This is a genomic window from Arthrobacter sp. TJ-254 (genome assembly GCF_058269175.1).
Window position 1 is genome coordinate 427,992 of sequence record NZ_JBZCNF010000002.1, and the last position, 24,099, is coordinate 452,090.

Annotated in this window: 23 protein-coding genes, 1 pseudogene and 1 riboswitch; of the genes and pseudogenes, 6 read left to right on the top strand and 18 right to left on the bottom strand. The window is 66.5% G+C overall.

The features are described from left to right. Nucleotides 1-24: 24 nt before the first annotated feature. The 3 genes from AC4D14_RS07080 to AC4D14_RS07090 all read right to left on the bottom strand — a co-directional run bounded on the left by AC4D14_RS07080 (nucleotide 25) and on the right by AC4D14_RS07090 (nucleotide 2,838). Nucleotides 25-630, bottom strand: a complete 606-nt coding sequence (locus AC4D14_RS07080; RefSeq protein WP_490901038.1) for a GNAT family N-acetyltransferase — start codon at nucleotides 628-630, stop codon at nucleotides 25-27. A 106-nt stretch (nucleotides 631-736) separates the two neighbouring features. Then, the gene (gdhA, locus tag AC4D14_RS07085) at nucleotides 737-2,083 is read right to left on the bottom strand and encodes an NADP-specific glutamate dehydrogenase (RefSeq protein WP_490901040.1); all 1,347 of its coding nucleotides are present in this window, start codon (nucleotides 2,081-2,083) and stop codon (nucleotides 737-739) included. A 104-nt stretch (nucleotides 2,084-2,187) separates the two neighbouring features. Further along, complete coding sequence (locus tag AC4D14_RS07090; protein WP_490901041.1) at nucleotides 2,188-2,838, bottom strand: GNAT family N-acetyltransferase; 651 nt, start codon at nucleotides 2,836-2,838, stop codon at nucleotides 2,188-2,190. Between the two features lie 183 nt (nucleotides 2,839-3,021). Here AC4D14_RS07090 and AC4D14_RS07095 point away from each other — a divergent pair, with 183 nt between their 5' ends. Next, a complete protein-coding gene (locus AC4D14_RS07095; protein WP_490901042.1) occupies nucleotides 3,022-3,594 on the top strand; it encodes an MOSC domain-containing protein in 573 nt (190 codons plus the stop codon). 115 nt (nucleotides 3,595-3,709) lie between these two features. Beyond that, nucleotides 3,710-4,342: a hypothetical protein gene (locus AC4D14_RS07100; RefSeq protein ID WP_490901043.1), complete on the top strand. Its 633-nt coding sequence runs from the start codon at nucleotides 3,710-3,712 to the stop codon at nucleotides 4,340-4,342. Nucleotides 4,343-4,363: 21 nt separating this feature from the next. Here the strand turns inward: AC4D14_RS07100 and AC4D14_RS07105 are convergent, their stop codons facing one another. The 7 genes from AC4D14_RS07105 to AC4D14_RS07135 all read right to left on the bottom strand — a co-directional run bounded on the left by AC4D14_RS07105 (nucleotide 4,364) and on the right by AC4D14_RS07135 (nucleotide 10,335). Beyond that, complete coding sequence (locus tag AC4D14_RS07105) at nucleotides 4,364-5,782, bottom strand: FAD-binding oxidoreductase (RefSeq protein ID WP_490901044.1); 1,419 nt, start codon at nucleotides 5,780-5,782, stop codon at nucleotides 4,364-4,366. Nucleotides 5,783-5,976: 194 nt separating this feature from the next. After that, nucleotides 5,977-6,357 (bottom strand): VOC family protein, encoded by a 381-nt coding sequence (locus AC4D14_RS07110; protein WP_490901045.1) that lies wholly within the window; start codon nucleotides 6,355-6,357, stop codon nucleotides 5,977-5,979. A 56-nt stretch (nucleotides 6,358-6,413) separates the two neighbouring features. After that, nucleotides 6,414-6,995: a protoglobin domain-containing protein gene (locus tag AC4D14_RS07115; RefSeq protein ID WP_490901046.1), complete on the bottom strand. Its 582-nt coding sequence runs from the start codon at nucleotides 6,993-6,995 to the stop codon at nucleotides 6,414-6,416. Nucleotides 6,996-7,441: 446 nt separating this feature from the next. Then, on the bottom strand, nucleotides 7,442-8,020 hold the full coding sequence (locus AC4D14_RS07120) for a GNAT family N-acetyltransferase (RefSeq protein ID WP_490901047.1): 579 nt from the start codon (nucleotides 8,018-8,020) through the stop codon (nucleotides 7,442-7,444). Between the two features lie 84 nt (nucleotides 8,021-8,104). Beyond that, nucleotides 8,105-8,419, bottom strand: a complete 315-nt coding sequence (locus tag AC4D14_RS07125) for a DMT family transporter (protein WP_490901049.1) — start codon at nucleotides 8,417-8,419, stop codon at nucleotides 8,105-8,107. Between the two features lie 9 nt (nucleotides 8,420-8,428). Next, nucleotides 8,429-8,496: riboswitch (guanidine-III (ykkC-III) riboswitch) on the bottom strand. Between the two features lie 46 nt (nucleotides 8,497-8,542). After that, on the bottom strand, nucleotides 8,543-9,220 hold the full coding sequence (locus AC4D14_RS07130; RefSeq protein ID WP_490901050.1) for an MBL fold metallo-hydrolase: 678 nt from the start codon (nucleotides 9,218-9,220) through the stop codon (nucleotides 8,543-8,545). Further along, on the bottom strand, nucleotides 9,217-10,335 hold the full coding sequence (locus AC4D14_RS07135; protein ID WP_490901051.1) for an S-(hydroxymethyl)mycothiol dehydrogenase: 1,119 nt from the start codon (nucleotides 10,333-10,335) through the stop codon (nucleotides 9,217-9,219). Before AC4D14_RS07135 ends, AC4D14_RS07130 begins: the two co-directional genes overlap by 4 nt. Nucleotides 10,336-10,582: 247 nt before the next feature. Between AC4D14_RS07135 and AC4D14_RS07140 the strand changes: the two genes are divergently transcribed. Continuing rightward, complete coding sequence (locus tag AC4D14_RS07140; protein WP_490901052.1) at nucleotides 10,583-11,464, top strand: alpha/beta fold hydrolase; 882 nt, start codon at nucleotides 10,583-10,585, stop codon at nucleotides 11,462-11,464. A gap of 12 nt (nucleotides 11,465-11,476) precedes the next feature. On the opposite strand, the gene AC4D14_RS07145 is transcribed toward AC4D14_RS07140, so the two are convergent. From AC4D14_RS07145 to AC4D14_RS07170, 6 genes are all read right to left on the bottom strand, one after another. After that, nucleotides 11,477-12,577: a hypothetical protein gene (locus tag AC4D14_RS07145; RefSeq protein ID WP_490901053.1), complete on the bottom strand. Its 1,101-nt coding sequence runs from the start codon at nucleotides 12,575-12,577 to the stop codon at nucleotides 11,477-11,479. A 144-nt stretch (nucleotides 12,578-12,721) separates the two neighbouring features. Then, on the bottom strand, nucleotides 12,722-13,528 hold the full coding sequence (locus AC4D14_RS07150) for an SGNH/GDSL hydrolase family protein (protein ID WP_490901054.1): 807 nt from the start codon (nucleotides 13,526-13,528) through the stop codon (nucleotides 12,722-12,724). A 17-nt stretch (nucleotides 13,529-13,545) separates the two neighbouring features. Continuing rightward, a complete protein-coding gene (locus AC4D14_RS07155) occupies nucleotides 13,546-14,901 on the bottom strand; it encodes a UDP-glucose dehydrogenase family protein (RefSeq protein ID WP_490901055.1) in 1,356 nt (451 codons plus the stop codon). 16 nt (nucleotides 14,902-14,917) lie between these two features. Next, on the bottom strand, nucleotides 14,918-16,051 hold the full coding sequence (locus AC4D14_RS07160) for a glycosyltransferase family 4 protein (protein WP_490901056.1): 1,134 nt from the start codon (nucleotides 16,049-16,051) through the stop codon (nucleotides 14,918-14,920). Nucleotides 16,052-16,348: 297 nt separating this feature from the next. Next, entirely contained in the window at nucleotides 16,349-16,753 is a 405-nt protein-coding gene (locus tag AC4D14_RS07165; protein ID WP_490901058.1) for a RidA family protein, read from the bottom strand. Nucleotides 16,754-17,046: 293 nt separating this feature from the next. After that, nucleotides 17,047-18,507, bottom strand: a complete 1,461-nt coding sequence (locus AC4D14_RS07170) for a protein adenylyltransferase SelO (protein ID WP_490901060.1) — start codon at nucleotides 18,505-18,507, stop codon at nucleotides 17,047-17,049. 268 nt (nucleotides 18,508-18,775) lie between these two features. Between AC4D14_RS07170 and AC4D14_RS07175 the strand changes: the two genes are divergently transcribed. Next, entirely contained in the window at nucleotides 18,776-20,611 is a 1,836-nt protein-coding gene (locus AC4D14_RS07175; protein ID WP_490901062.1) for an immune inhibitor A domain-containing protein, read from the top strand. 236 nt (nucleotides 20,612-20,847) lie between these two features. Continuing rightward, nucleotides 20,848-22,254 (top strand): Na+/H+ antiporter NhaA, encoded by a 1,407-nt coding sequence (nhaA, locus tag AC4D14_RS07180; RefSeq protein WP_490901064.1) that lies wholly within the window; start codon nucleotides 20,848-20,850, stop codon nucleotides 22,252-22,254. Between the two features lie 19 nt (nucleotides 22,255-22,273). Here the strand turns inward: nhaA and AC4D14_RS07185 are convergent, their stop codons facing one another. Then, complete coding sequence (locus AC4D14_RS07185; protein ID WP_490901065.1) at nucleotides 22,274-23,095, bottom strand: GAF domain-containing protein; 822 nt, start codon at nucleotides 23,093-23,095, stop codon at nucleotides 22,274-22,276. A gap of 444 nt (nucleotides 23,096-23,539) precedes the next feature. Here AC4D14_RS07185 and AC4D14_RS07190 point away from each other — a divergent pair, with 444 nt between their 5' ends. Further along, on the top strand, nucleotides 23,540-23,755 hold the full coding sequence (locus AC4D14_RS07190; RefSeq protein WP_490901067.1) for a hypothetical protein: 216 nt from the start codon (nucleotides 23,540-23,542) through the stop codon (nucleotides 23,753-23,755). A 69-nt stretch (nucleotides 23,756-23,824) separates the two neighbouring features. On the opposite strand, the pseudogene AC4D14_RS07195 reads toward AC4D14_RS07190, so the two are convergent. Next, a pseudogene (locus AC4D14_RS07195) lies at nucleotides 23,825-24,061 on the bottom strand (GNAT family N-acetyltransferase); the annotation flags it as partial. Between the last annotated feature and the right edge of the window lie 38 nt (nucleotides 24,062-24,099).

A 24,099-nucleotide genomic window follows, 5' to 3' on the forward strand; every position in this document is an offset into this window, starting at 1 on the left:
AATCCCGTGGGCACCGGCCGGGGGTCAGTCCTCCGTGAGTAAAGCGATCAGCGCCGGCGCCAGGTCTTGATTCGAATACAACAGCCGGACCGCCCGGGGGTCGGGGTTGCCCGCGTCGGGGCCTCGCCAGATGAACCGAAGCCCGACCCGCTCAACCGTCCTCTGTGACCGGTCGTTGCCCTCGAGGAGGTATGCGGTCAGCGGCAGGTCCGGCCGGGTCCGGTGGGCGGCGGAGACGGCGGCGCCGATAATTTCCTGCGCGTAGCCCTGCCCCCAGAAGGGCGGAGACAGGCGGAACCCCAGGTTCCAGGCAGCACCGTGGCGGAGGCTGCAGCCGCCGATGCCAACGAGCTGACCTTTCGTGGCGGGCACCGTGCTGTGCGCCACCCACATTCCCAGACCGTTACGTTCCCACCCGGCCCGCCAGCGCTCGATCATCCGCCCCGTCTGCGCCGGAGTGGTGTGCCGGCTGAGCGGATCAGGGCCCCACACCTGAGGATCCGCGTACATCCCGTGCAGTTCCGCCTGGTCGGATTCCACGGGCGGCCGGAGCGCGAGCCGGGCCGTGCCGGGTCGGCTGGAAGCCAGGTCCGCGGTGCGGGGTGTCTTGTCGGCTGCACGTCTTTCCATGCGGTAGAGCCTGCCACGGCGCCAGGACCCCGCCAAACCCGCCCCGCGGCTTCAGCGCTCTTGCACCACGCGGGTGCGGTACCGATGGCTGAGACCTGGGCGGGCCCTAGATAACGCCAAGGGCAAGCATGGCGTTCGCGACCTTCACGAAGCCGGTGATGTTCGCACCGGCCACGTAATTGCCCTCCATTCCATACTCCCGCGCGGTTTCGGCGCAGCTGTCATGGATCCCGACCATGATCTCCTCGAGGCGTCGTTCAGTATGGTCGAAGGACCAGGAATCCCGGGAAGCGTTTTGCTGCATTTCCAGTGCCGACGTTGCGACCCCGCCGGCGTTGGCCGCCTTGCCTGGCCCGAAGAGCACGCGCGTTTCCTGGAACAGGTCGATCGCCTCCGGAGTGCAGGGCATGTTCGCGCCCTCGGCGACGGCCAGGAGCCCCGAGGCGATGAGGCTACGGGCGTCCTTCCCATCGAGCTCGTTCTGGGTGGCGCAGGGTAGGGCGACGGTTGCGGGGATGTCCCAGACCGAGCCGGAACCGCTTTCCACGAAGTATGCGCTGGTCCCGCGCCGGGCGGCGTACTCGCTGACCCGCCCGCGTTCCACTTCCTTGATTTCCCGGAGCAGTGGGAGGTCGATCCCCTTTTCGTCAATGACGTACCCGGAGGAATCGGAGCAGGAAATTACATGGGCGCCGTAGGCCTGCGCCTGGGCAATCGCGTGGAGGGCGACATTTCCCGCCCCTGATACGGCGACCCGCTGTCCGTCGAACCCCAGGCCGCGCGTCTTGAGCATTTCGCGGGCGAAGATGACGCACCCGTACCCTGTGGCTTCCGGGCGCACCAGGGATCCTCCCCAGCCGATACCCTTCCCGGTCAGGACCCCGGACTCGTAGCGGTTGGTGATCCTCTTATACTGGCCAAAAAGAAAGCCGATTTCCCTGCTGCCGACGCCAATGTCACCGGCGGGAACGTCCGTGTACTCCCCGATATGCCGGTACAGCTCCGTCATGAAGGACTGGCAGAAGCGCATGACTTCCGCGTCGCTGCAGCCCCGCGGATCGAAGTCGGACCCTCCCTTGCCGCCGCCGATCGGCATCCCGGTGAGGGCGTTCTTGAAGATCTGCTCGAAACCGAGGAACTTCACGATTCCCAGGTACACCGACGGATGGAACCTCAGACCTCCTTTGAACGGGCCCAGTGCGGAATTGAACTCCACCCGGAACCCCCTGTTGATCCGGACGCTTCCGCTGTCATCAACCCATGGGACACGGAAAATGATCTGGCGTTCGGGTTCACAAATCCGTTCCAGGATCGAGGCTTCGACGAACTCGGGATGCTTCTTCAGGACGGGCTGGAGGGAGTCAAAGACCTCTACAACCGCCTGATGGAATTCGGCTTCGCCGGGGTTGCGGTTGAAGACCTCTTCACGGACCGCCAACAGTGCTGGATCCATGCATTGCTCCTTTGAAAAAGGCCGTTCGGGCCGAGATTGCGTGGAGATCACGCGGCAACAGGGAGGCTGCGTGCCCAGTCCCGGCCTCCCTCAGGCAGGAGGGGTCAGACAGGGCTCTTCGACGGGGCAGGGGCTTCCGCCTCGGACCCCGCGGCGGCCGGCTTGAAGCGCCTGCGCTCGTGGGGCATCAGGAGGGCCACGAATTGGGGATGTTGGATGAAGAACTCCCGGGATTCGGCGCAGAAAGGGGAAATGTCGAGCCGGCGCCGGTGTGCGTTGAGCAGCACCGATTTCATGAGGACAGGTTCCAGATCCCACCGGCGGAACCGCCGGTCGACGACCACCTGGATGATGCGCACCTGACCGTTGCGCTGCTCATACTTCACATACCCCGCCATCAGACCGTTGTTGTACAACTCGAACCGGGAGTACAGGACGTTGTCGCGGAACACTGTGCGGGGGGCCTCGGAGCGCGGTTCCGGCATCCGCGCCGCGGACTCCCTCCGATCGAGTTCCTCTGCAAGCGACTCGTAGCGCTCACATGCATCCGGAGGCGGAAAGTCGCTGTCCATGAGCCGGTACGCCTGGTTGCACAGGGTTGTGAGATCGCGGGTGGACACAGCGCTCAGGTCGAGAGGGAAAGCCGGCGCGGCATGGACGTCCGTTCCGCGCCCGGAAGGTTCGGGCCAGAACTCCAGAGCGTTAAGGCCTGAGTCAAGAACGTGGTTGCGCCGCAGCGCCTGGGAAGAATTCATGACGGTCAACTCCGCAGTCAGGGGGCTGGGCCAACTGCTCGACCGGTTGCACAAGTGTAAGCCCGCACCGCCCGAAAAAGGAAGGATGCTTAGTAACATCCCGGGTCCCTTGAAGGGCCTCACTGCCGGACTTACTGCGGCCCGGCGTGTGTTGGGCGCCGCCATGACGGATAATTTTGTGCCATGACGGCAACGTTCAGGTACGACGTCGAGATATTGCATCTGCTCGTGTCCCCGGCGCACGCCTACTTTGGCCGTGCACGCGACGGAGTAGCCGATGTTCCCACAACAGATGCCGACCAGGTCGAGTTGGTCGCAGGCAAAGGGATCGTCGGTGACAGGTTTTTCGGAAAAGCGGCCCATATGGATGCCGCAGTGACGCTCATGGCGGTGGAGGCCCTTGAAGCAATTGCCGCAGATTTGGGCGTCGCCCCTTTTGATCCCCTCCTTCCGCGGCGCAACGTGGTTATCCGGGGCGCCGAACTCGCACCGCTGGTGGGCGAGGAGTTCACGCTTGAATCACAGGGGGACGTCGTGCGGCTGCGGGGAGGACGGCCGGCCCATCCCTGTATCTGGATGGACAAGGTGATGGCTCCGGGGGCGCACGCAGCAATGCGCGGGCGGGGCGGCCTGCGCTGCCAGGTGCTTACCGACGGCATCCTGCACCGAGGGCCGGCGGTGCTCGTCACATCCGTGCCGCTGCAGCCGGAACAGGCGCATGTCGCAACCCTCCGGCGTCCCACCCGCCTGCCCTAGCGCCCGCAGGCGCGCCGGGAGCCCCGCCGACCGGAGGGCCTGCCGGCGGGGCCGAGGCGAAACTCCGGGCCCTCCGCCTCGGATGCCCGGCCGTTGTGAAGTGCAAAGATGGCATGTGCCGAAAAAATCCCAGTCACCGAAGCGCATACGGGCCGTCCTGCAGCAGTCGATGGAGCAGGTCCTCCCCGTTCAGCTGCGCCGTTCCTTGGAAAGGCACGAGACCGAGTCCGGAGTGGTCCTGGAGATCGGCGACGAATGGATGCTCCTGGCGTGCCTGCGGGAGGGCATTCTGCTCGACGGCTTCGTTGCCCTCCGATTCGACCAGCTGGCGCGGGCGGAGCTCAAAGGAACGTTCACCGGCTATGTTGAACAGCACAACGCCTGGCCACCGGCGAGGCCCCACGGGTCGTTTTCCATTGGAAATCTGCGCTCAATCATGGCCGGCGGTGTGGACACCTCCGGCGTCATCTCCGTGTATCGGGAGGGAAAGTACCCGGGGCAGCTGCTGATCGGCGTGCCGGTGAAGTGGACCAAGAAGCGGATGTGGCTGTTCACCATCGATCCGCAGTGCCGCTGGGACGATTTCCTCGACCGATACAAGCTGAAAGACATCACCAAGGTTTCCTTCGGCGGGGACTACGAAAATGCGGTCCTGGCGGTCGGCGGGCCAATGCCGTCTTCTGTCCCGGCGACGGACAACAGAGGTAAGCCGGTACTGCTCCCGACGGTCAGCGGACCGGACTTGTGACGTCAGGCGCCCCGAACGGACTCAGCGGGGCGCCACGTTGTGGTTGACCCGGAAGACGTTCTGCGGATCGACCTGGGTCTTGAGTGCGGCGAGGCGGTCGAGGAGGGCGCCGCGGTAGACGGCGGTTTCATCCGGTGAGCGGGTTCCCGTGCGTTTGTCCAGCTCCCCGGGTTCCTCAGCACCCATGAAGTTAACGTACCGGCCGGGTGCGGCATGGGGCGCAACATCTTCGGAGAACCCTTTGACGAACTGCACGTTCCGCTCGTCGTCGCCGTCGTCGGTCCAAAACCCGTAGATGTTCAGCCAGTAGGGCGACTTGCGGTCCGGGAAAGGGGTGGCCTCGACCGGCACCCGGGCCACCGCCCCGCCCATGTGGTGGACGTCGAAGCCCGTGCCCTGCCAGGTCTGTTCGGCCGCGCGGCGGAGCAGGATTTCCTGGAGATCCCCGGAAAGGTGCTTGAGTGCGGCGTTCCGCCAGTACGCGCGAACACCCTTGGGGAACAGTTCGTCCACCGCCGACTGCCAGCCGGTCCACGCGGTTTCCCCGATGTCCTCGATCTCCGGAGGCGCCGCAGCTCGGAGATTGCCGATGAGCGCCTCTCCCACCTTCCTCTCGTGGCCGGCCCAGACGAATCCGACGATCATGAGCGGGTCACTTCCCATCTCCCAGTGCGGCGGAGGCGTGAGGAAGGTGAGGATGCTGTTCAGTTCAACCGGAACGGTTTCGGTCCACGCTGCGTAGGCGGCCAGCGCCGTGTCCCAGGTCCGGCGGGTGTAGACAAGGTTGCCGGCATAGAGGGGCTGGGGCAGGCGGTGAGCCCGGAAGGTGAAGGATGAGACGACGCCGAAGTTGCCCCCTCCGCCCCGCAGGCCCCAGAACAGGTCTGGGTTCTGCCGTTCGCTGGCTTCCACAACCTCTCCCGAGGCTGTGACGACCCGGGCGGAGACCAGGTTGTCGATGCTCAGCCCATAGGCCCGGGTCAGCCAGCCCATCCCGCCGCCCAAGGACAACCCGCCAACACCCGTTGCCGAGACGACGCCGAGGGGGACTGCCAGCCCGTGCGGCTCCGTTGCCGCGTCCACCTGTGCCAGCGTTGCGCCGCCCCCGATCTGGACCAGGCCCCGGTCAGCGTCGACGGCGACGGCTGACAGGGCGCTGAGGTCGAGCACGATGCCGCCGTCAACCGTCCCGTTACCGGCGACGCTGTGGCCGCCGCCGCGCACCGCGAGCGTCATCCGGTGTTCGATCGAGCACCGGATAGCTGCGGGTATGTCCTCCTCGCCGGCTACCCGCAGGATTGCGGCGGGACGGCGGTCGATCATTGCGTTCCAGACCCGCCGGGCGTCGTCGTACTCCGGATGGAATTCGTCAATCACCTCCCCGGAGACTGCTGCGCGCAGTGCGATGACTGCCGCCGTCGTGGCATCGTGGCTTGGCATTGGGGGAGTGTGCATGATCTATTACGTCGCCGCGTCGGGGCTCCCGTTGAGTCCGCGGGGAAACGCGGTCAATCCATTATCGAAAGCGCCCGGAGAGGAGGTCAACGTGAGTTTGGTACCTAAACGCGGACCCGCCCGGGGCCATCCTAGGCGTGCCATGGCGCCCTGGCCACGGGCGGGCGCCGCCCGACGCGTCAGCTCCAGACGCGGGCCGTGCTCGCGAATTCGGCAGGGTCGCTGTGAAGGGGAATGACGCACACCAGGTGGCCACCGGGGACTTCAAGGGTCCGGCAATCAAGCCACCGGGACCGCTCGACAGCACCGAGGCCGACGAGCCGGGCCGTCTCGGCCTCGACATTGTCGGTTTCGAAATCGAGGTGGTAACGCGGCCCGTCATCGACGCTCTGCACGGCGGTCACGAGGCCCGGAACCGCGTGGGGCAGCGAGGTGAACTGCTCCTCGCCCGGAACGGGGTGGGCGGGCACTCCCAGGGCGCCGGACCAGAAGGCCGCTGACGCTGCGGCATTGTCCGACGAAACATCAATCAGCAAGGTGGATAGACGGCTTCGATGCATACCGCGATCCTACTGCGGCCGGAATCGGCGGCCGGTCCGGCAGTCTGGAGAGGGCCCTACCAGGACGAGCTGTAGGGTTCGGCCCAGAGGATCGCGGTGAGGGTGACGCCCTTGAACCAGGCGTTATACATCGCATCCAACTCATCGGCGTCGGACACCTCTTCGGCGAGGAAGGGGCGGATCGTCAGGGTGAGGGGCAGGATGAATCCGACGAGGTAGCGCAGCTTGATCTCGGAAGCGGGGGAAGCGACGCCGTCCGTCAGGTTTTTCTTGGCGGTCGTGTGGCGGAGGGCGATCTCGTGCTGGTAATCCAGCCACTCCTGGTCATGCTCCCGTGAGCACAGGTCGCTGATCCAGGCTTCGAACCGTGCCCGCACGTTTGAGAGGTAGCCGGAATCCGGCGAGCCGTCGGCGCCGGCGAAGCTGTCGATGAGGAAGGGGTGGTCTCCGACGTAGCCGTACCAGACATCGAGGATCCGGCCGCTGCGCGGAGCAAGGATCGGCTTGGCCCGCAGGAGGGCCTGCCGGTCTGCGTCGGTCCACAGAACCGTCTCTTCGAGCTTCCGGAGCTCCTCAAGTGAAACGGGACTTTTTTCGAGGTCTGCACTGCCATAGGCGTATCCGTGAGGTCCGGTCATGACGGCCCTTCCTATGCATCAGGTGGTCCGGCCCGGCGAAGGTCCGAGGTGCAGCGGCATCGTCGAGTTCGAACCTGGCTTGAGGTTGTGGCCCGCCGAGTCGGGCCTGGTGCGCGGCCCTCGGGTTGTCCCGTCGAGGGTGCGGCAGAAATATCCGGCTGCGCCGCCGTCGTGCGGGCAGAGGGATGAGCGCGGCTGCCGATGGGCCAGCACCGGCAGTCCTCGTAGTTTAAATTTGCGCAAATCAAAGGTCAATGGACGCCGTGCGGCCCATCCTGCGGCGCGGGCGGCGTGAAAGGGTCCGCCACGGTGGGCCGAGTCAGCAGATCACCACGGTTAGGGCGACGACGTCGGTGGTCATCTGCAGAGTCGCGGGGATGGGGCGGGGCCGGGAGGGATGGGGCGGGGCCGGGCGCTTCCCCCGGAGCACCGTCCCCGCGGGCCCGCTACAGGGGCAGGCGCATCAGTACCCGCGGGATGCCGTTGGAGACAGATGCGGTGTCGGCGGCCTTGGTGAAACCGGCCTCCTCGAACAGCGAGCGCGTGCCGACGTACGCCATCGTGGTGTCGACCTTCTGCCCCTTGTTGTCAACGGGATAGCCCTCAAGCGCCGGTGCGCCATGCTCGCGGGCGTGCCGGATGGCTCCCTCAAGCAGCGCACGCGCCACCCCCTTGCCGCGGTGGCCGCCGCGCACCCTAAAGCACCAGGCCGTCCATACCGGAAGGTCGTCGACGTGTGGAATCCGGGTGCCGTGGGTGAAGGAGTGGAGTTCCGCCCTCGGGGCGACGCCGCACCAGCCGACGACGACGTCGCCGTCGTAGGCGAGGATGCCGGGCGGGATCGGCCGGCCGCAGAGCTGTTCCACCAACTCGCGGCGCCCGCGTGCACTCAGCGCGCGGTTCTCCTTCGACGGCAGCCGGTAGGAGAGGCACCAGCACACCGGCGAGTCCGGGTTCTTGGGTCCAAGGATCGTCGCGACGTCCTCGAACCGGTCCTGCGTCGCCGGCCGGATGGTGTATTCCATGCCTGCACCCTAAGTCAGCGGACGCGGTTGATCCACTGCTTCAGGCGCGGAGCCTCCGCCACCGCGGTGCCGGTCCGCCGACGATCAGTGGATGACCTTGAGCCCGATCACGCCGCCAATGATCATCGCCAGGAACACGACCTTCAACAGTGACGTCGGCTCGGTGCCGGTGACCATGGCGTACACGACCGTCAGCGAGGCTCCGATGCCGACCCAGACGGCGTAGGACGTGCCGACGGGCAGCGTGCGCATCGCGTAGGCGAGCCCGGCCATGCTGGCGAGTATCGAGGGGATGAAGACAAGGGTCGGGCCCATCCGGGTCAGGCCGTCGGACTTGCCCAGCGCCGTCGCCCAAACCGCCTCAAGGATCCCGGAAAGGACGAGAATGATCCATGCCATGACAACCTCCATGGGCCGTCTTGTCGCACACCGGGTACGGCACCCATCGTCCGGGAGCGCCCGATCGGACACCCACTTCCATTTAGTCACGCCCGGTCCGGGAAGGCCAATCCCAGGCGGGACTCAGTGCCCCCGGTCGATCCACTCCTGCAGGTGCGGGGCCTCCGCGCCGATGGTCGTGGGATCGCCGTGGCCGGTGAGCACTTCCGTTCCCTCCGGAAGGGTGAGCAGGCGGGTGCGGATCGACTCGACGATGGCGCCGAAGTCGCTGTAGGACCGTCCCGTGGCGCCCGGCCCGCCCTGGAAAAGGGTGTCACCGGAAAACACAACACCGTCCGGGCCGAGGCCGGGGGCGCTGAAGCAGACGGAGCCGGGGGAGTGGCCGGGAGTGTGAAGCGCGGTGAGCTCCACCCCGCCCACGGTGAAGACGCCGCCGTCGGCAATCGGTAAGTCGACGGGGGTGTCCGGGTAGACCTGCTCCCACAACATCGTGTCTGCCGGGTGCAGGCGGACCGGGGCGCCGACCTGTTCGGCGACGTCACGTACGGCCCGGATGTGGTCGTCATGGCCGTGGGTGAGCAGGATCGCCCGCACGGTGCGCCCGGCGACGGCTTTCACGACAGCCTGCGCATCGTGGGCGGGGTCGATGACCACGCACTCATCGTCGCTGCCGACGATCCACACGTTGTTGTCAACGTCCCAGGTGCCGCCGTCGAGGGAAAACGTGCCGGAGGTGACGAGGTGCTCGACGCGGACCCGGCCGGCCGCGTCGGTGCGGCCTGGGGCGGAACCGGCGGTCATCGGCTAGCCCCCGACTGGACGCTGGTGATTTCAACGACGGAGCGCAGCACCTTGCCGGCCTTCATCTTCTCGAACGCGGGCTCGACGTCGTCGATCCCGATCCGCTCCGAGACGAAGCCGTCGAGATCGAGACGGCCCAGCAGGTACTGGTCCACGAGCATGGGCAGGTCACGGGACGGGAGGGTGTCGCCGTACCAGGCGGACTTGATCGCCCCGCCCCGGCCGAAGACCTGGTCGAGCGGGATGTCCCAGGTGGTTCCGGGGTCGGGGACGCCGACGAGGATCAGGCGCCCGGCGAGGTCACGCGCCTCAAAGGCCTGCTTGAAGGTGGCGGCGATGCCGACTGCGTCGATGACGACGTCGGCGCCGAAACCTCCCGTGAGCTCACGGATTGCCTCGACCGGATCCTGCGCCCTCGAGTTGACGGTGTGCGTGGCGCCGAAGGAGCGGGCGGTCGCGAGCTTCTCGTCATCGAGGTCGACGGCGATGATCGTTGTGGCGCCGGCCAGCTGTGCCCCGGCCACCGCCGCGGTTCCCACGCCGCCGCAGCCGATGACGGCCACTGACTCACCGCGCTGCACGGCGCCCGTGTTGAGAACCGCGCCGATGCCGGCCATCACGCCGCAGCCGAGCAGACCGACGGCCGCGTACTGGTGGTCCTCGAGCTCGGCGCCGATCTTGGTGCACTGCCCGGCTGCGACGAGGGTCTTCTCCGCGAAGGCGCCGATGCCGAGGGCGGGGGAGAGCTCGGTGCCGTCGAGCAGCGTCATCTTCTGGGTGGCGTTGTGGGTGTTGAAGCAGTACCAGGGCTGGCCCTTGCTGCAGGCCCGGCACTGCCCGCACACGGCACGCCAGTTGAGGATCACCTTGTCACCCGGGGCGACCTCGGTGACGCCCTCGCCGACCGCGGAGACGACGCCGGTGGCTTCGTGGCCGAGCAGGTAGGGGAAGTCGTCGCCGACGGCGCCGACCTTGTAGTGGTGGTCCGTCTGGCAAACCCCGCAGGTAAGGACGTCCACGAGCGCCTCACCCGGACCCGGGTCCGGGACGAGGATGGTCTCGACGGTGGCGGGTTCGTTCTTCGCTCGAACGACGACGGCTTTGACCTCGTGCATAGGAAACCCTTTCAGTTGGCGAAACCGCAGCGCGGCGTCGGCTCCGCCTCTTTCGGAGGAACTGGTCTTCTTCACACTACTGAAGACTTGGCGCGCAGGCTCGTGCCTCGTCCCCGGAATTGTTTCGAACGTAATACGCCGTGACGTGACACAAGGGAGTCAGTAGCGTGAGGGGATGAGTGGGATTATCCGCAGAATCAGGGCGGGTGGAACGGCCGGGTTGGCGGGAAGGAGTCAGACTGCCCCCGTGCAGGTCCCCCTGCCGGAGCCGGACGGCATCCGGCACTCCTTTGTTGAGCTGCCCGGGCTGCGCATGCACGTGGCCGAAGCAGGCAGCGGCGAGCCGGTCCTGCTGCTCCACGGATTTCCGCAGCACTGGTGGCAATGGCACTCCGTCATTCCGGCGCTCGCGGAACACTACCGGGTGATCGTTCCCGACCTGAGGGGAGCCGGCTGGACCGATGCACCTTCCGGCGGCTATACCCGCGATCAGCTCCTCGCCGACGTCGTGGGACTGCTTGACGTCCTGGGGCTGGACCGCGTGCGCCTGATCGGCCATGACTGGGGCGCCCTCGTCGGCTTCCAGCTTTGCCTGCGCCATCCCGAGCGCGTGCGGAGGTTCCTCTCGCTTGCCGTCCCTCACCCCTACATGCGCTTCAACCGCCGGCTCCTTTCGACAATGCCGCACGCGTGGTACCAGCTGGCGATCATCGCTCCCGTTGTGGGTCCACGGTTCCTGGGCAAAGGCAGCCAGCGGCTGCCGCGCTACCTGTTCCGACGCTTCGCGACGAACCAGGAGGCCTGGGCCGGGCGGGACCTGGAGCTCTACCTTGCCCCGCTGCGTGAGCCGCGGCGCGCGCGGGCCGGTTCCTCCCTGTACCGCGGTTTCATCACCCGCGAGTTCGTCCGCATCATCACCGGCGCCTACGGCGGCAGCCGGCTCAGGACGCCCACCCGGATCCTCGTGGGTGCCGATGACCCGGTGGTGCGCCCCGAGTTTCTTTCGGGCTTTGAGAAGCATGCTGACGAACTCACGGTGGAGGTGGTCCAAGGCTGCTCGCACTTTCTCCCCGAGGAGCAGCCGGCCGCCGTTGTGGACCACGCACTTGAGTTCCTCGCACGGGCCTGAAGCGCCCTTCCATCAAACCCCTTCCAGCACCGGCTCCATTGGCGCCGGAACCCCGCCGGTCCACCGGTGGAGCCGAAGGGTGCTGGTGTGGCCCGGACGGCCGGACGCCGATGCGTTCCCCTGCTGCGAGAGGTAGTAGTACCCGCCCCCGAGCGCCGCGATGCCGACGTCGGCGGTCAGTTCCCAACCGTGGATCCCGGAAGCCGTGTCGTACAAGCCGCCCCGGTGCAGTTGCAGCACCTGTCCCCACTCCGGCTCCGGCTGCCCCCGAAGGGGTGTTTTGACAGGCGGGTGGGTGCCGTCGATGAGGAACAGGGGGTAATTGGGGAAGGCTTTCTTGGCGCCCCGGTAGACGCCCATGAACCAGTGCCCGGTGTGGGAGTCGTACTTGAGGTTCTGTACGCCGAAGCGGGTGTTTCCGGTGAAGACGAAGAACTTGTTATCCGGTTCGGCCGGTCCGCTGGAGTGCGGCCGCGATTGATACAGGGGCCTCTCGTACTCCCGCCACCGCGTGGTGTCGTACTGGAGAAGCACCTGATAGTCGTTATCGGTCCGGTGCGTATCGGAGTAGATGCCGTAGGCGACCATCAGCCGCCACGGACCCGTCGGATCGCCCGGGGTGGGACCGAATGAAATCCCGTCAATGCCGCTGCAACCGTACCTGTGCCTGCGGGTGCCCCCGTCTCCGCCAACCGCTGCAGTGAAGTCGTTCCCCACCTCCGTCAGGCACACTGTGGTGAGCACCCCGTCGGTTTCCGCGTCCAGATTGCTGCGCGTGATCCTGTCCACGTCGAAGACCGCCACATGGAACGACGCCTCCGCCTTGTACTCGAGGGAGCCGTACACCCGCCCGTCGCCGGGGTTGAAATCCACGTCGCCGAGATGCCCGGTAAACCCGGTGACCGAGCCGACCACGGCGCCCCGCAGGTCCGTCTTGACCAACATCGTGGTGAAGGAAAAGTAGACGAAGCCCTTCTCCTGGTCGACGGCGATGCCCTGCACGTGCCCCGTCTGCCAGGGGCCACTGTCGATGCGCGGCGGCAGAGTCCGCGACGGCGCCGGGGCGGACGCAGGAACGAGGGACCGGGGCGGGGCGTACAGGACGGAACTCATCGGCGGTCTCCTAGGAGGTACGGACAGGATCTGCCCGCCGCCGCGGCGGAAGCGGGCACCCTCAGGGTTCCAAGGTGGAACCAACAGCGGCGGACACGTGCGTGACGCCGGGCTGAACAGCAGGCCTCATCTGCCCGGCACCGTTCACTTCCCGGATTTCACAAGCCGTCGCAGGCCGCCGTGCGGGGGCACGACCACCGGTGCGGGCCAGCGGGGCTGCAGGTCATCGCCCAGGGTGACCCTGCGGATCTTCCGGTGGGCAAGCGGCAGTACCCACTCGTGGACCCATTGGCGTTGTGTCCGTTCCCATTCCCGAAGTGTCCGGGGCGGGGCGGGCTCCCACTGCTTGAGTTTCAGCGAGTGCACCACGCCGAGGCGGTCGAGGACCTGGGAGGCCATGTATTTGTGCCCGGCCTTCGACATGTGGAGGCGGTCTGGTGCCCACATGCGGCGGTCCCGGTAGGCGTCCATGGCCCAGTAGTCGACCAGCACCGCCCCATAGCGCTGGGCGATGTCCCGCACGCCATCGTTGTAGGCGTGGTTGCGTTTCCGGAGCACCCGCAGCGCGGGAGTGACCTCGACGTCGTAGCCGGTGAAGAGCAGCAGTGTCGCGCCGGTTGCAGCAAGCGGCGCAACGAGTTCCTCGTACGCCCGGAGCAGTTCGGTGACATTCGTCCCGGCATCCATGACGTCGTTCCCTCCTGCGTAGAGGGTGATCAGGGTCGGCTTCAGGGCCAGTGCGGCGGGAAGCTGCTCGGCCGCGATGTGCCGCAGGCGCTTGCTGCGGATGGCAAGGTTGGCGTACTCCCAGCCCGGGTCGGCCTTCGCGAGTCTCTCGGCCACCCGGTCGGCCCAGCCGCGTACGCCGTTTGGCAGGTGTTTGTTCGGGTCGCCCACGCCCTCGGTGAAGGAATCGCCAAGGGCGACGTACCGTCCGGCGGCAGGCCTCACGCTTCGGGGTGGCGGGGTCAGGGCGCGGATCCCGAGCGGGAGCGGGCCGCGGAGGGCACCGCCGACTGCCCGCGGCCGACGCCCCGGTATTCCCACCCTGCGGATCGCCACTGGTCCGGGTCCAGTGCGTTGCGTCCGTCAAGGAGGGCCCGCCGGGTCACCAGGGAAGACACCGCGTGCGGCTGGAGGGAGCGGAATTCCTTCCATTCGGTCAGCAGGACGGTCAGTTCGGCTCCGCGCAGCGCCGTCACGGTGTCCTCCACGAAGCGCAGCTGCGGGTAGTGCAGCCACGCATGGGCGGCGGCTCGCGGATCCGTCACCGTGACATCGGCTCCGGCGAGGGCAAGCCTCAGGGCGATGTCGATGGCGGGGGAGTCGCGGATGTCGTCGGTGTCCGGTTTGAATGCGGCTCCCAGGACGGTGATCCGGTGCCCCGCCAGTTCCCCGCCGCACATCTCCACCGCCGTCTGGTGGATCCGTTGCCGGGCTTCGCTGTTCATTGTGTCGACCAGTTCCAGGAGGTTCCCCAGTGACGGGGCGCCGGAATCGAGGGCCTGCGCCCGGAGCGAGCGGATGTCCTTGGGGAGGCACCCGCCCCCAAAACCGGCCCCGGAGTTCAGGTACCTCGAACCGATCCGCGGGTCCAGGCCGAGCGCCCGGCTGAGGTCGACAACGTCGGCGCCGACATTCCCGCACAGTTCGGCGATGCCGTTGAGGTAGGAGATTTTGAGGGCAAGGAACGCGTTGGCTGCGGATTTCGTCAGTTCCGCCGTCGCCAGTCCGGTCACGAGCCGCGGCACCCCTGCATGAAGCAGGGGTGCGTAGACCTCATCGAGGGCGCGGGCCGCCCGCATTCCGGCACGTCCCTCCGGCACGCCGTAGACCAGGCGGTCCGGCTGCAGGGAGTCCTGGACGGCCGTGCCCTGCCGGAGGAACTCCGGGTTCCACGCGAGGTCCGCACCGGTGCCCTCGAGCAGGCGGGTCAACGCGGTGCTGGTCCCCGCAGGAACCGTTGACTTGCCCACAACGGTGGTACCCGGGCGGAGGTGATGGGACAACGCCTCGACCGCCGAGACGACGTAGGTCAGGTCGGCGTGCTGCGTGGTTTTCTCCTGAGGTGTGCCCACACAGATGAAGTGAAGGTCGGCGTCGGCGGCCTCCCCGATGTCGGAGGTAAACCGCAGCGTGCCTTCCTTGAGACCGGCTGCGAGGAGCGTTTCGAGTCCCGGCTCATAGAAGGGGACGGCGCCGACCGAGAGCTGGTCCGCCCGTGCGGGATCGGTGTCGACCCCGGTGACGGTGTGGCCGAGGGAGGACAGCGCGGCCGCGTGGACGGCGCCAAGGTAGCCGCACCCAATGACAGAAATCTTCATGATGTTCCCTAACGGATCAGAGGCGGAGCAGTGCGTGGTCGTGGATGGCTTCGTCGTAGTGCCGGATGAGCAGTTCGCAGAGCACCGGCCAGGTGCGCCCCTTCACGCTTTCGGAGGCGGCAGCGGCAAACGCGGCGCGCTTGGCGTCGTCTCCGGTCAGGTCAAGGACCCGGCTGCGCAGCTGCCGGAGGTCGCCGGGGTCGTACAACCAGCCAGTGCGCGAACTTTCAACGAGGTCCACCGGCCCGCCCCTGCCCACCGCAACCACCGGAACGGCCGATGCCATTGCTTCCTGGATGGTCTGGCAGAACGTTTCCAGCTCGCCGGGATGAACAAAGAGGTCGAGACTGGCCACTGCGGTTGCCAGGGCGTTCCCGGAGAGGAAACCAGTGAAATGGGCGTTCGGCAGTGCCGCTTCAAGGGCCGGCCGCTGAGGTCCCTCACCGATCACGACGAGGCGGGTGTCCTTGATGTCCGCAAGGACGCGCAGGTCCTCCACCTGCTTTTCCAGTGCAAGCCGTCCCACGTACCCGATGAGCTTCTCCCCGTTCGGGGCAATCCGCGCCCGCAGGGCCGGGCTGCGCCGCGACGGGTGGAACCGGCCGGTGTCGACTCCCCGGCGCCACAGCTGCACCCTCGGGATGCCGCGCAGCTGGAGTTGGTTGACGGCGGAGGTGGAGGGCGCCAGGGTTCGGGATGCACCGCCGTGGATGTTCTCGACCCGCTGCCAGGCCCAGTTCTCGAGGAACGGCAGCCCGTACCTGGCCGCATAGCCGGGAACATCCGTCTGATAGACCGCTACGACCGGTATGCCCAGTTGGGCCGCGGCCCGCACTGCCCGCCAGCCAAGTTCGAACGGGGAAGCGAGGTGGACGACGTCCGGGGCGAAATCGGCAAGTATCCCCCTGACCCGGGCGACGCCACCGACGGCAATGCGGACGCTGCCGTAGCCTGCCAGCGGAACCGAAGGAAGCCGCCGGACCGGGGCACCGCCGTCCTCGTGCGTCGGTTCCGCGGTGCCGGGGCCGCCCGGTGCAATCACCAGCACCTGATCGCCCCGCAGGGAGAAGTGTTCAAGCATCTTCTGCACGGAGTGCGTCACCCCGTTGAAGGCGGGCAGGAATGTTTCAGCGACAATCGCGATCCTCACCCCATCACCGTTCCATCCGTCCACTGACCCGGGGCGTCCTCAAGGTGACGTCCGGCGAAAGGCTCAGTGAATAGAACGCGCGGTGTGGGCTCGGGCAGGATACGTCGCGGCCCAGTTCCTCGGTGGGGCCCAGGGATCGGTTATCTTCGCTGCGAGCACAGGGCCCGTGGCGGTCAGCATCGGCTACGCCCGGACCGAGCCCGCCTCGGGCCCGGCATTGTCACCGGGTCTTTCACCTCACTCTGGCCCTACCTCGCGGGGCCGGTACTCGGAGCGCTTCTGGCAGCTCCGGTTCTCCTAACCTTCCAGTGTGAGGTCCACGTGGGCGGCGATTTCCACCAATTGGTCCGGCAGCGCCAGTCCAACGACTCCGAAGATGTTGCCCGTGGGCCGGTGGTCCCCGAAATACTCCTTGTGGATCGCTGCAAATTCGGAGAAGTGCTCCGAAAGATCCCGCACGAACACATTTGTTTCAACGATCTGGCTGCGCCTGGCATTGAAGTGTGCGAGGACCCGGTCCAGATTGTCGAAGGTTGCGCGGACCTGCTGTTCGAAGTCTCCGGCGTGCAGGAAGTTGCCCTCCAAATCGTGGGAGAGCTGGCCGGATATCCTCAGGAAGGTTCCGACTCTGCGTCCCTGGCAGTACCCAAAGGCGTCTTCCCAAGGGAGTCCGAAACTGAAAACCGAATCCGTGTTGTCCATCTCATTTCCCGTCTGACTGTGAAGGTGAAAGGTAAGGACCACAGAGCCGGCTGAGGTCCGCGCCAGGCACCCCCAAATGGCCGTGGGGTGTTTCAGGCCATAGCCCGGTGAATCCACGATAGGCGCGGCCCGCGCTCCACAAAAGGAATGCGGATTACCGGAACGAATGTGAAGCGGACAGTCAAGCCCGCGGCCCGGAATCCGGGCCCTGCCGCGCTTCGGCCTCGTCTAATCAGCGCCGTGCTGCATCAGTCAGTGCATGCGACAGGGAGAAACCTGCTCAGCGCGGAGGCTCAGGTGCCGCAGAAGGTCCGGTAGAAACCGAAATCCTCAGGAGCGCCGGCGGCATAGCGCTCCAAACCGGGGCGCTCCTCGTATGGGGCAGCCAGCACCTCAACCAGATGCGTGAGGGGATCCAAATCACCTTCGGTTGCGGCGGCCAGGACCTCCTCAACGAGGTGGTTGCGCGGAATGTAGACGGGGTTCACCCGGGCCATCACCTCGGCGTCCGGGCCCAAAGCCCGCCAGCGCTCTGACCAGGCAGCGAACGCTGTCCGGTTGGTGAACAGGCTCCGGGCGGATTCGCCGTCGTTTCCGCCTGAGGCTCCTAGGCTCCGGAAGAACGACGTGTAGTCGACGCGGCCCTCCTGCATCAGGGTGAGCAGCTCGTTCACCATTGGGAGCGCCGCTTCGTCGTCGATGCCGGGCAGCCCGAGCTTGGATTTCATCCCCGCAAGCCAGGCAGTGCTGTAGTGGCTGCGGAATGCACCGAGGGACTCGACCGCGAGTTCCACGGCCCGCTCCTGGTCCGGATGGATGAGGGGCAGGAGGGCCTCGGCCAGCCGGGCAAGGTTCCACTCCGCCACGAGCGGCTGGTTGCCGTAGGCATAACGTCCGCCATGGTCGATCGAGCTGTACACCGTGGCCGGGTCGAAGGTGTCGATGAACGCGCAGGGTCCATAGTCGATGGTCTCGCCCGAAATGGTCATGTTGTCCGTGTTCATGACGCCGTGGATGAAACCCACGAGCATCCACTGGGCAACAAGCGACGCCTGCGCGGCCACAACCGATTGGAACAGTGAAAGGTAGGCATTGTCGGCCCGCGCCGCCTCAGGATAGTGGCGGTCGATGGCGTGGTCGGCCAGCCGGCGCAGCAGGTCGGCGTTCCCGGTTGCCGCAGCGTATTCGAAACTGCCAACGCGCAGGTGGCTGCTCGCCACGCGGGTCAGCACCGCTCCCGGGAGCATCGTCTCGCGGCGGACCGGCTTCCCGGTGGCCACGACGGCGAGCGAGCGCGTGGTGGCGATGCCCAGGGCGTGCATCGCCTCGGCCACGATGTACTCCCGCAGCATCGGTCCGACCACGGCCAGGCCGTCGCCCCCGCGGGCGAAGGGTGTGCGCCCTGAACCTTTGAGGTGCACGTCGCGAAGACGGCCATCGGCGTCGCGAATTTCGCCCAACAGGAGGGCCCGCCCGTCTCCGAGCCGCGGGTTGTAGGTGCCGAACTGGTGGCCGGCATACGCCTGCGCCACAGGAGTTGCACCATCGGGGATCGAATTGCCGATCAGGAACGCCAGTCCCTCCGGCAAGCGCAAGGAGTCGGGGTCCAGCCCCAGCCCGCGGGCCAACGGCTCATTGAGCACAAGCAGCCGCGGCTCGGAAACTTCCTCCGCCTGCCAGGGGATGGCCATCTCGGGCAGTTCCCGGGCGAAGCGGCCCTCGAAGGTGACCTTTTTATGGGTTGGCACGCTCATTCATCAACAGTACGTCCGGAGCCGCGCCCGGTGACACCTCGAGAAAACACTTGCGGCCGTTCCGCCGACGGGCACTATACGAACTCAGCCGCGTTTCCACTAGGTCCCGCACGAAAAGTGGTCACTGTTCGAAATAGGCCCGGAAACCGTCCCAGCCCGGTGCTACTGTCCCTCGCAGAACGGGCGCTTCAGGCACCACGTTCGCAACAACTGGCCCTCATCCAAGGGTGTTTTGCTCTAGCTGGGAAATTTTCACTAAGGAGAACAGTTGAACCTCACCACTCGCACCCGGGGGCTGCGGTGCGCGATCGCGCTCGCCGTAACCGGCGCCGTCGTTCTTACCCCCGCGGGCGCCAACGCGACCCCCGGTGCTGCCCCGGTCTCACCCGCCGCAAACTCCACCTCCCCGTCCACCGCGTCACCGAGCGCCGAAGGAGCGGCCGCAAAGGCCGACGACCGATCCGATCCCGCCGCCGAGGAGCGCCGGGTCCTCAACCAGCAGGCCGTGGAAAAGGTCATCTCCGGCGCCGCACGGGTGGAGGACCGCAACGGTTCCAAGGCCGTGCAGGTTGCGCCCGGCCAGTGGGCCGAATACGGGCTTGAAGATACGGACCGGATCCTCTCGTTCCTCGTCGACTTCGGCAACCAGGTGGACCCGCGCTATCCGGCCTCCGCGCCCGGGCCCAAGCGGAACACCATCAGGGAACCTAACCGTGCGGTGGACAACTCAACCTACTGGTCGCCCAACTTCGACCGCGCGCACTACCTCGACATGTTCTTCAGCCCGGAAGGCGAATCCCTTAAAGGCCTCTATGAAGAGATGTCCAGCGGCCGCTACACGGTCGACGGTGATGTCAGCGACTGGGTGACCGTGCCCTACAACTCGGCCAGCTACGGTGAAACCGAGAGCCAGGCGGACATGACCCGGTTCGTGCAGGACACCGCCAACGCCTGGTACGACTCGCAGCTTGCTGCCGGGAAGACTCCCGCACAAATCGACGAGTACCTCGCCTCCTTCGACGAGTGGGACCGTTACGACTTCGACAAGGACGGCGACTTCGACGAAGCCGACGGTTACATCGACCACTTCCAGGCGATCCACGCCGGCGAGGGCGAGGAGGCCGGAGCGCCGTCCTCGGCCATCTGGTCGCACCGCTGGTCGGTAGGCCAGGCCGGCCGGGGCACCTCCGGCCCCGCCGCCAACCCGTACGGCGGCATTAAGATCGGCAACTCCAACATCTGGATCCGCGATTACACCACCGAACCCGAAAACGGCGGCCTGGGCGTCTTCGCGCACGAGTACGGCCACGACCTCGGCCTGCCCGACCTCTACGACACCAGCGGCGGCGAGAACGGCACCGGCTTCTGGACGCTCATGAGCTCCGGCTCATGGCTCGGCCACGGGAAGGAATCGATCGGCACCACGCCGAACCATATGGGTGCGTGGGAGAAACTGCAGCTCGGGTGGCTTGACTACGACGTCGCAACGGCCGGCGAGGCCTCGGTGCATACCATCGGACCGTCCTACCACGCGACCAAGGCCCCTCAGGCCGTCGTCGTTAACCTTCCCAAGGACGCCGAGGGCAAGAGCCGCTTCTACCTCGCGGAGAACCGCCAGTACGGCGGCTACGACGCGACCCTCGCCACGGGACCATACAACTTCGGCTGGAGTCTGACGGCGCCGGACACGGTTGAGCACTTCCCGTACCAGGACGGCCTGAGCATCACCTACTGGAACACGGCCCAACGCAACAACAACACCCGCCAGCACCCGGGGGCCGGGCTCGCCCTGCCGGTTGATGCCCATCCGAAGGCCCTGACCTGGTCCGACGGCACCGTTGTGCGGAACCGGATCCAGAGCTACGACGCCACCTTCGGCAAGCAGCCAACCGACCCGCTGAGCCTGCACCGCCAACTGGCGACCGGCATGACGACGCTCACCGCGCCGTCCCAGCCCGGAGTCGCGGTCTTCGACGACACCAACCCGAATGCCTACTACGACGCCGCCAACCCGCAGGGCTCCGTCGTCGTGGCCGGAACAGGTACCCGAATCGAGGTTCTGCAGTCGAACTCGGCCGGTTTCATGACGCTTCGGGTGAAGTAGCACCCACGTTGCGGGCGGAGGGGCCGGGAGGAATCTCCCGGCCCCTCCGCCCGCCTGGGAATGCCCGATGCGGGAGCCGGCCACCCATGCCGGCGGACTTACGGGGATCGCGACCAAGTACGAGGAGTTTCGCAACGAACGCGCGGGCGGCGTGAAGGGTCGGCTAGAGTTGGGGGTGGTGCGCCGGGAAGTCTGGTCGGCAGTTCAATTGCCGAGCGACGATTCAGGAGCGCACTTTGAAAGAAAATTCCCCATCCCACCCGGAGACCGCGGTTCTGGCACGCGGCACCTACGCAGAGAAGCTGCGCATCGGTGAGATCCTCCGAAAGGAGACAGTCGGGGGGATCCTGCTCGTCATCGCGGCCGCCATCGCGATCATCTGGGCCAACTCCCCGGCAGCGGACAGCTACTTCGCCCTGCGGGACCTGCGCGTCGGATATGAGCCGTGGCATCTGGACCTGAGCCTCGGCGCGTGGGCCGCCGATGGTCTGCTCGCCATCTTCTTCTTCCTCGTGGGCCTTGAGCTCAAGAGGGAGTTCGTGGCCGGCGACCTCCGCAGCTTCAACAGGGCCGTGGTGCCCGTCGCCGCCGCGGTGGGCGGCGTCGTCGTTCCCGCCCTGGTGTATGTGGCCGTGAACCTCGCCAGCCCGGAGACCCTTGGGGGGTGGGCCATTCCCACCGCCACCGACATTGCCTTCGCGGTCGCCGTCCTCGCGATCGTCGGATCCCACCTGCCCAGCGCGCTGCGCATCTTCCTGCTCACCCTGGCGGTCGTGGATGACCTGATTGCGATCTCCATCATCGCGATCTTCTATTCGGGGGACCTGCATCCCACCCCCCTGCTCCTGGCACTCATTCCGCTCGCCCTGTACACCGTGCTGGCGCAGAAATACACCCGGTTCTTCGGCAACAAGCCGGCGGCGGCATGGCTCATCCTGCTGCCGATCGGCTTCATCGTGTGGGCGTTGGTCCACGCCGGTGGGATCCACGCCACCGTGGCCGGGGTGCTCCTTGGTTTCGCCGTCCCCGTTGCCCGCAGCCGGGCCAACGGCGGGCCCGGTGCCGGGCCGGGATTGGCCGAGACATTCGAGCACCGCTTCCGCCCGCTGTCCGCCGGATTCGCCGTCCCCGTCTTCGCGTTCTTCTCCGCCGGCGTGGCCGTCGGAGGGCTCGACGGGCTCGGGGCGGCGCTCACCGACCCCGTCGCCGTGGGCATCGTCGCCGGACTCGTTGTGGGCAAGCCGATCGGGATCGCGGGCATCACCTGGCTGCTCACGAAAATCACTCCTGTGCGGCTCGACCCCGCCCTGCGGTGGATCGACCTGACCGGTGTGGCGCTGCTGGCCGGGATCGGCTTCACCGTGTCGCTGCTCATCGCCGATCTCAGTTTTGCGGCCGATCCGGAAACCAACGACAGTGCCAAGGTCGGCATCCTCGCCGCATCGCTGGTTGCCGCACTGCTGGCCTCAATCATCCTGCGTGCACGCAACAGGCATTACCGGCGCATTGAGGCCGAAGAGGAAGTTGACGCCGATCGGGACGGGATACCCGATGTGTACCAGCAGTCCACGGACGCGCAGCCCGTGGGCGGGCCGGACGCCGTCGATCCCGGTTCCCCAGCCGGGAACCCGAGGCATCAGTGACTTCGGAAGAGGACCGCTGCTAAGCCGCCACTTCTTTTTGTGCCTGGCGGGCGAGACCCAGGAGAACTTGTTCGTCCCGCTCAGTGAATGCACGAGGCTTGTCGTCAATGACGCACAGGGTGCCGATTTGCCAGCCGCCCGGCCCCACCAAGGGGAAACCGGCGTAGAAACGGATGTGGGGCGGTTCCCGGACAAGCGGGTTATGGCTGAAGCGATCGTCGTGAAGAGCATCGGTCACGACCATGCAGCCATCAGCGCGAATGGTCTCATTGCAGAAGGAAATCGCGCGGGGAACGTTCTGGCCGATTGGCCCGCTGAGCGACTTGATGAACTGCCGGTCCTTGCCGATCAGCGCAATGGAGGAGGAACTGACGTGGAACAGTTCAGTGGCCTGACGGGTGATCCGGTCGAAGCGTTCCTCTTTGGCCGAGCCGAAGAGTCCGGTCTGGTGCAGTGAATCGAGCCTGCGGGCTTCATATTCTTCCGGGTTCATGAGGCCGCGCGCTTCCGACGTGAACCGGGTTATCTGCTCGTCCGTGCAGCACCCGAGCGTGTTGAAGGCCGTCTCGGGGTAGCCCGAGGCCTTTGAGACAACGTCCGTCGAGTACGCCGCCCGCCGCGCGGGGGATGCCAGATCGTCGAGCAACTCGTTCACGGCATGGGCGATCATGTCCCTCTGAAGGCCATCAACGAGCAGCAGGCCGTGCAGGTAGCCTGCGACTTCGAGTTCATCGCACATTCCACCCATGCTGATGTGATTCATCCATACCTCAGCGACGCTGAGTGCGCCCTGGGTTGCGGCCTGCACGGTGGACCACTGCTGGACGTGGGGTTCCATCATGAAGTCGTCGAACCTCCCTTTTGTACAAGCTCTAACCATAACCGCCCGGGCTCGGTGTGTGCATGCAATATCCGGGTGCCGGGGTCAAGGGGGCAGGTAAAAAGACCAGTGGGTTTGAGGCGAAATCGGGTAGATCTGGTGCTTCGTTGCCAGCACATACTTTTCTTGAGGCGGATGAGGAGCGGCGCCACGGCGGCCGCAGTCCTCCGGGCCGTCATGTTTCCTGTTGGGTCGAGGATGGCGGGCTGGACTCCCATGGATATGAGGAGCGTCTCAGGCGGCGAGAACGTCGTCATTCCCGGATTGCTGCAGGCGCAGCGGCAGCACCGGCACTTCGGCCCCGCCCTGGACACGGGAATGTCCTACCAGATGAATGTTCGCTGCATTCCCCGGTCCCGCACTGTTCAACCTCGGATGTGGGCGTCTCAAAGGAAAGGAACGGATATGCGAAAGACAATCGGTGGACACGGGGTGGTCCTCATCGCCCGGCTGGCAGCGCTGTTCGCCCTCATCGGTGACGATGATCCCGAGCGCGGCGATGTCCCGGGGTGGGTGATGATCACCCTCATGTCGGCGGTTCTCGTGGCGGGAATGCTCGCCGTCTCCGGTCCGACGCTCGTGGCGTTGTTCCAGGCGGCGGTCAGCCAGGTCGCTCCCTAGCAGGAGCGACCGCGGGCGGAGCCAGTGGATCTAGGAGGACTCCCGGACTCCCAGCGGATTTCCCCATCCTCAAAAAAAGTCGGTCGGGTGTATACCTTGCCGTCGGGCCACTCCAATCGACGCCTCATGGTCGGGGTGGATGTACGCCGAGTAGGTGCGGACGCCCTGCGTTCGCAGCCAGGCGATCATCGCTGCCGTTGCTTCGGAAGCGAGTCCCCGCCGCTGATGGGCAGGGGTGATCACCCGGGCGATCGTCGCTTCAAGGCCGGCGCGTCTCCGCTGGACTGTTGCCTGAACAAACCCAACAGCGGTTCCCTTGCTGTGAAGGCGCCCCGCAGCACGGC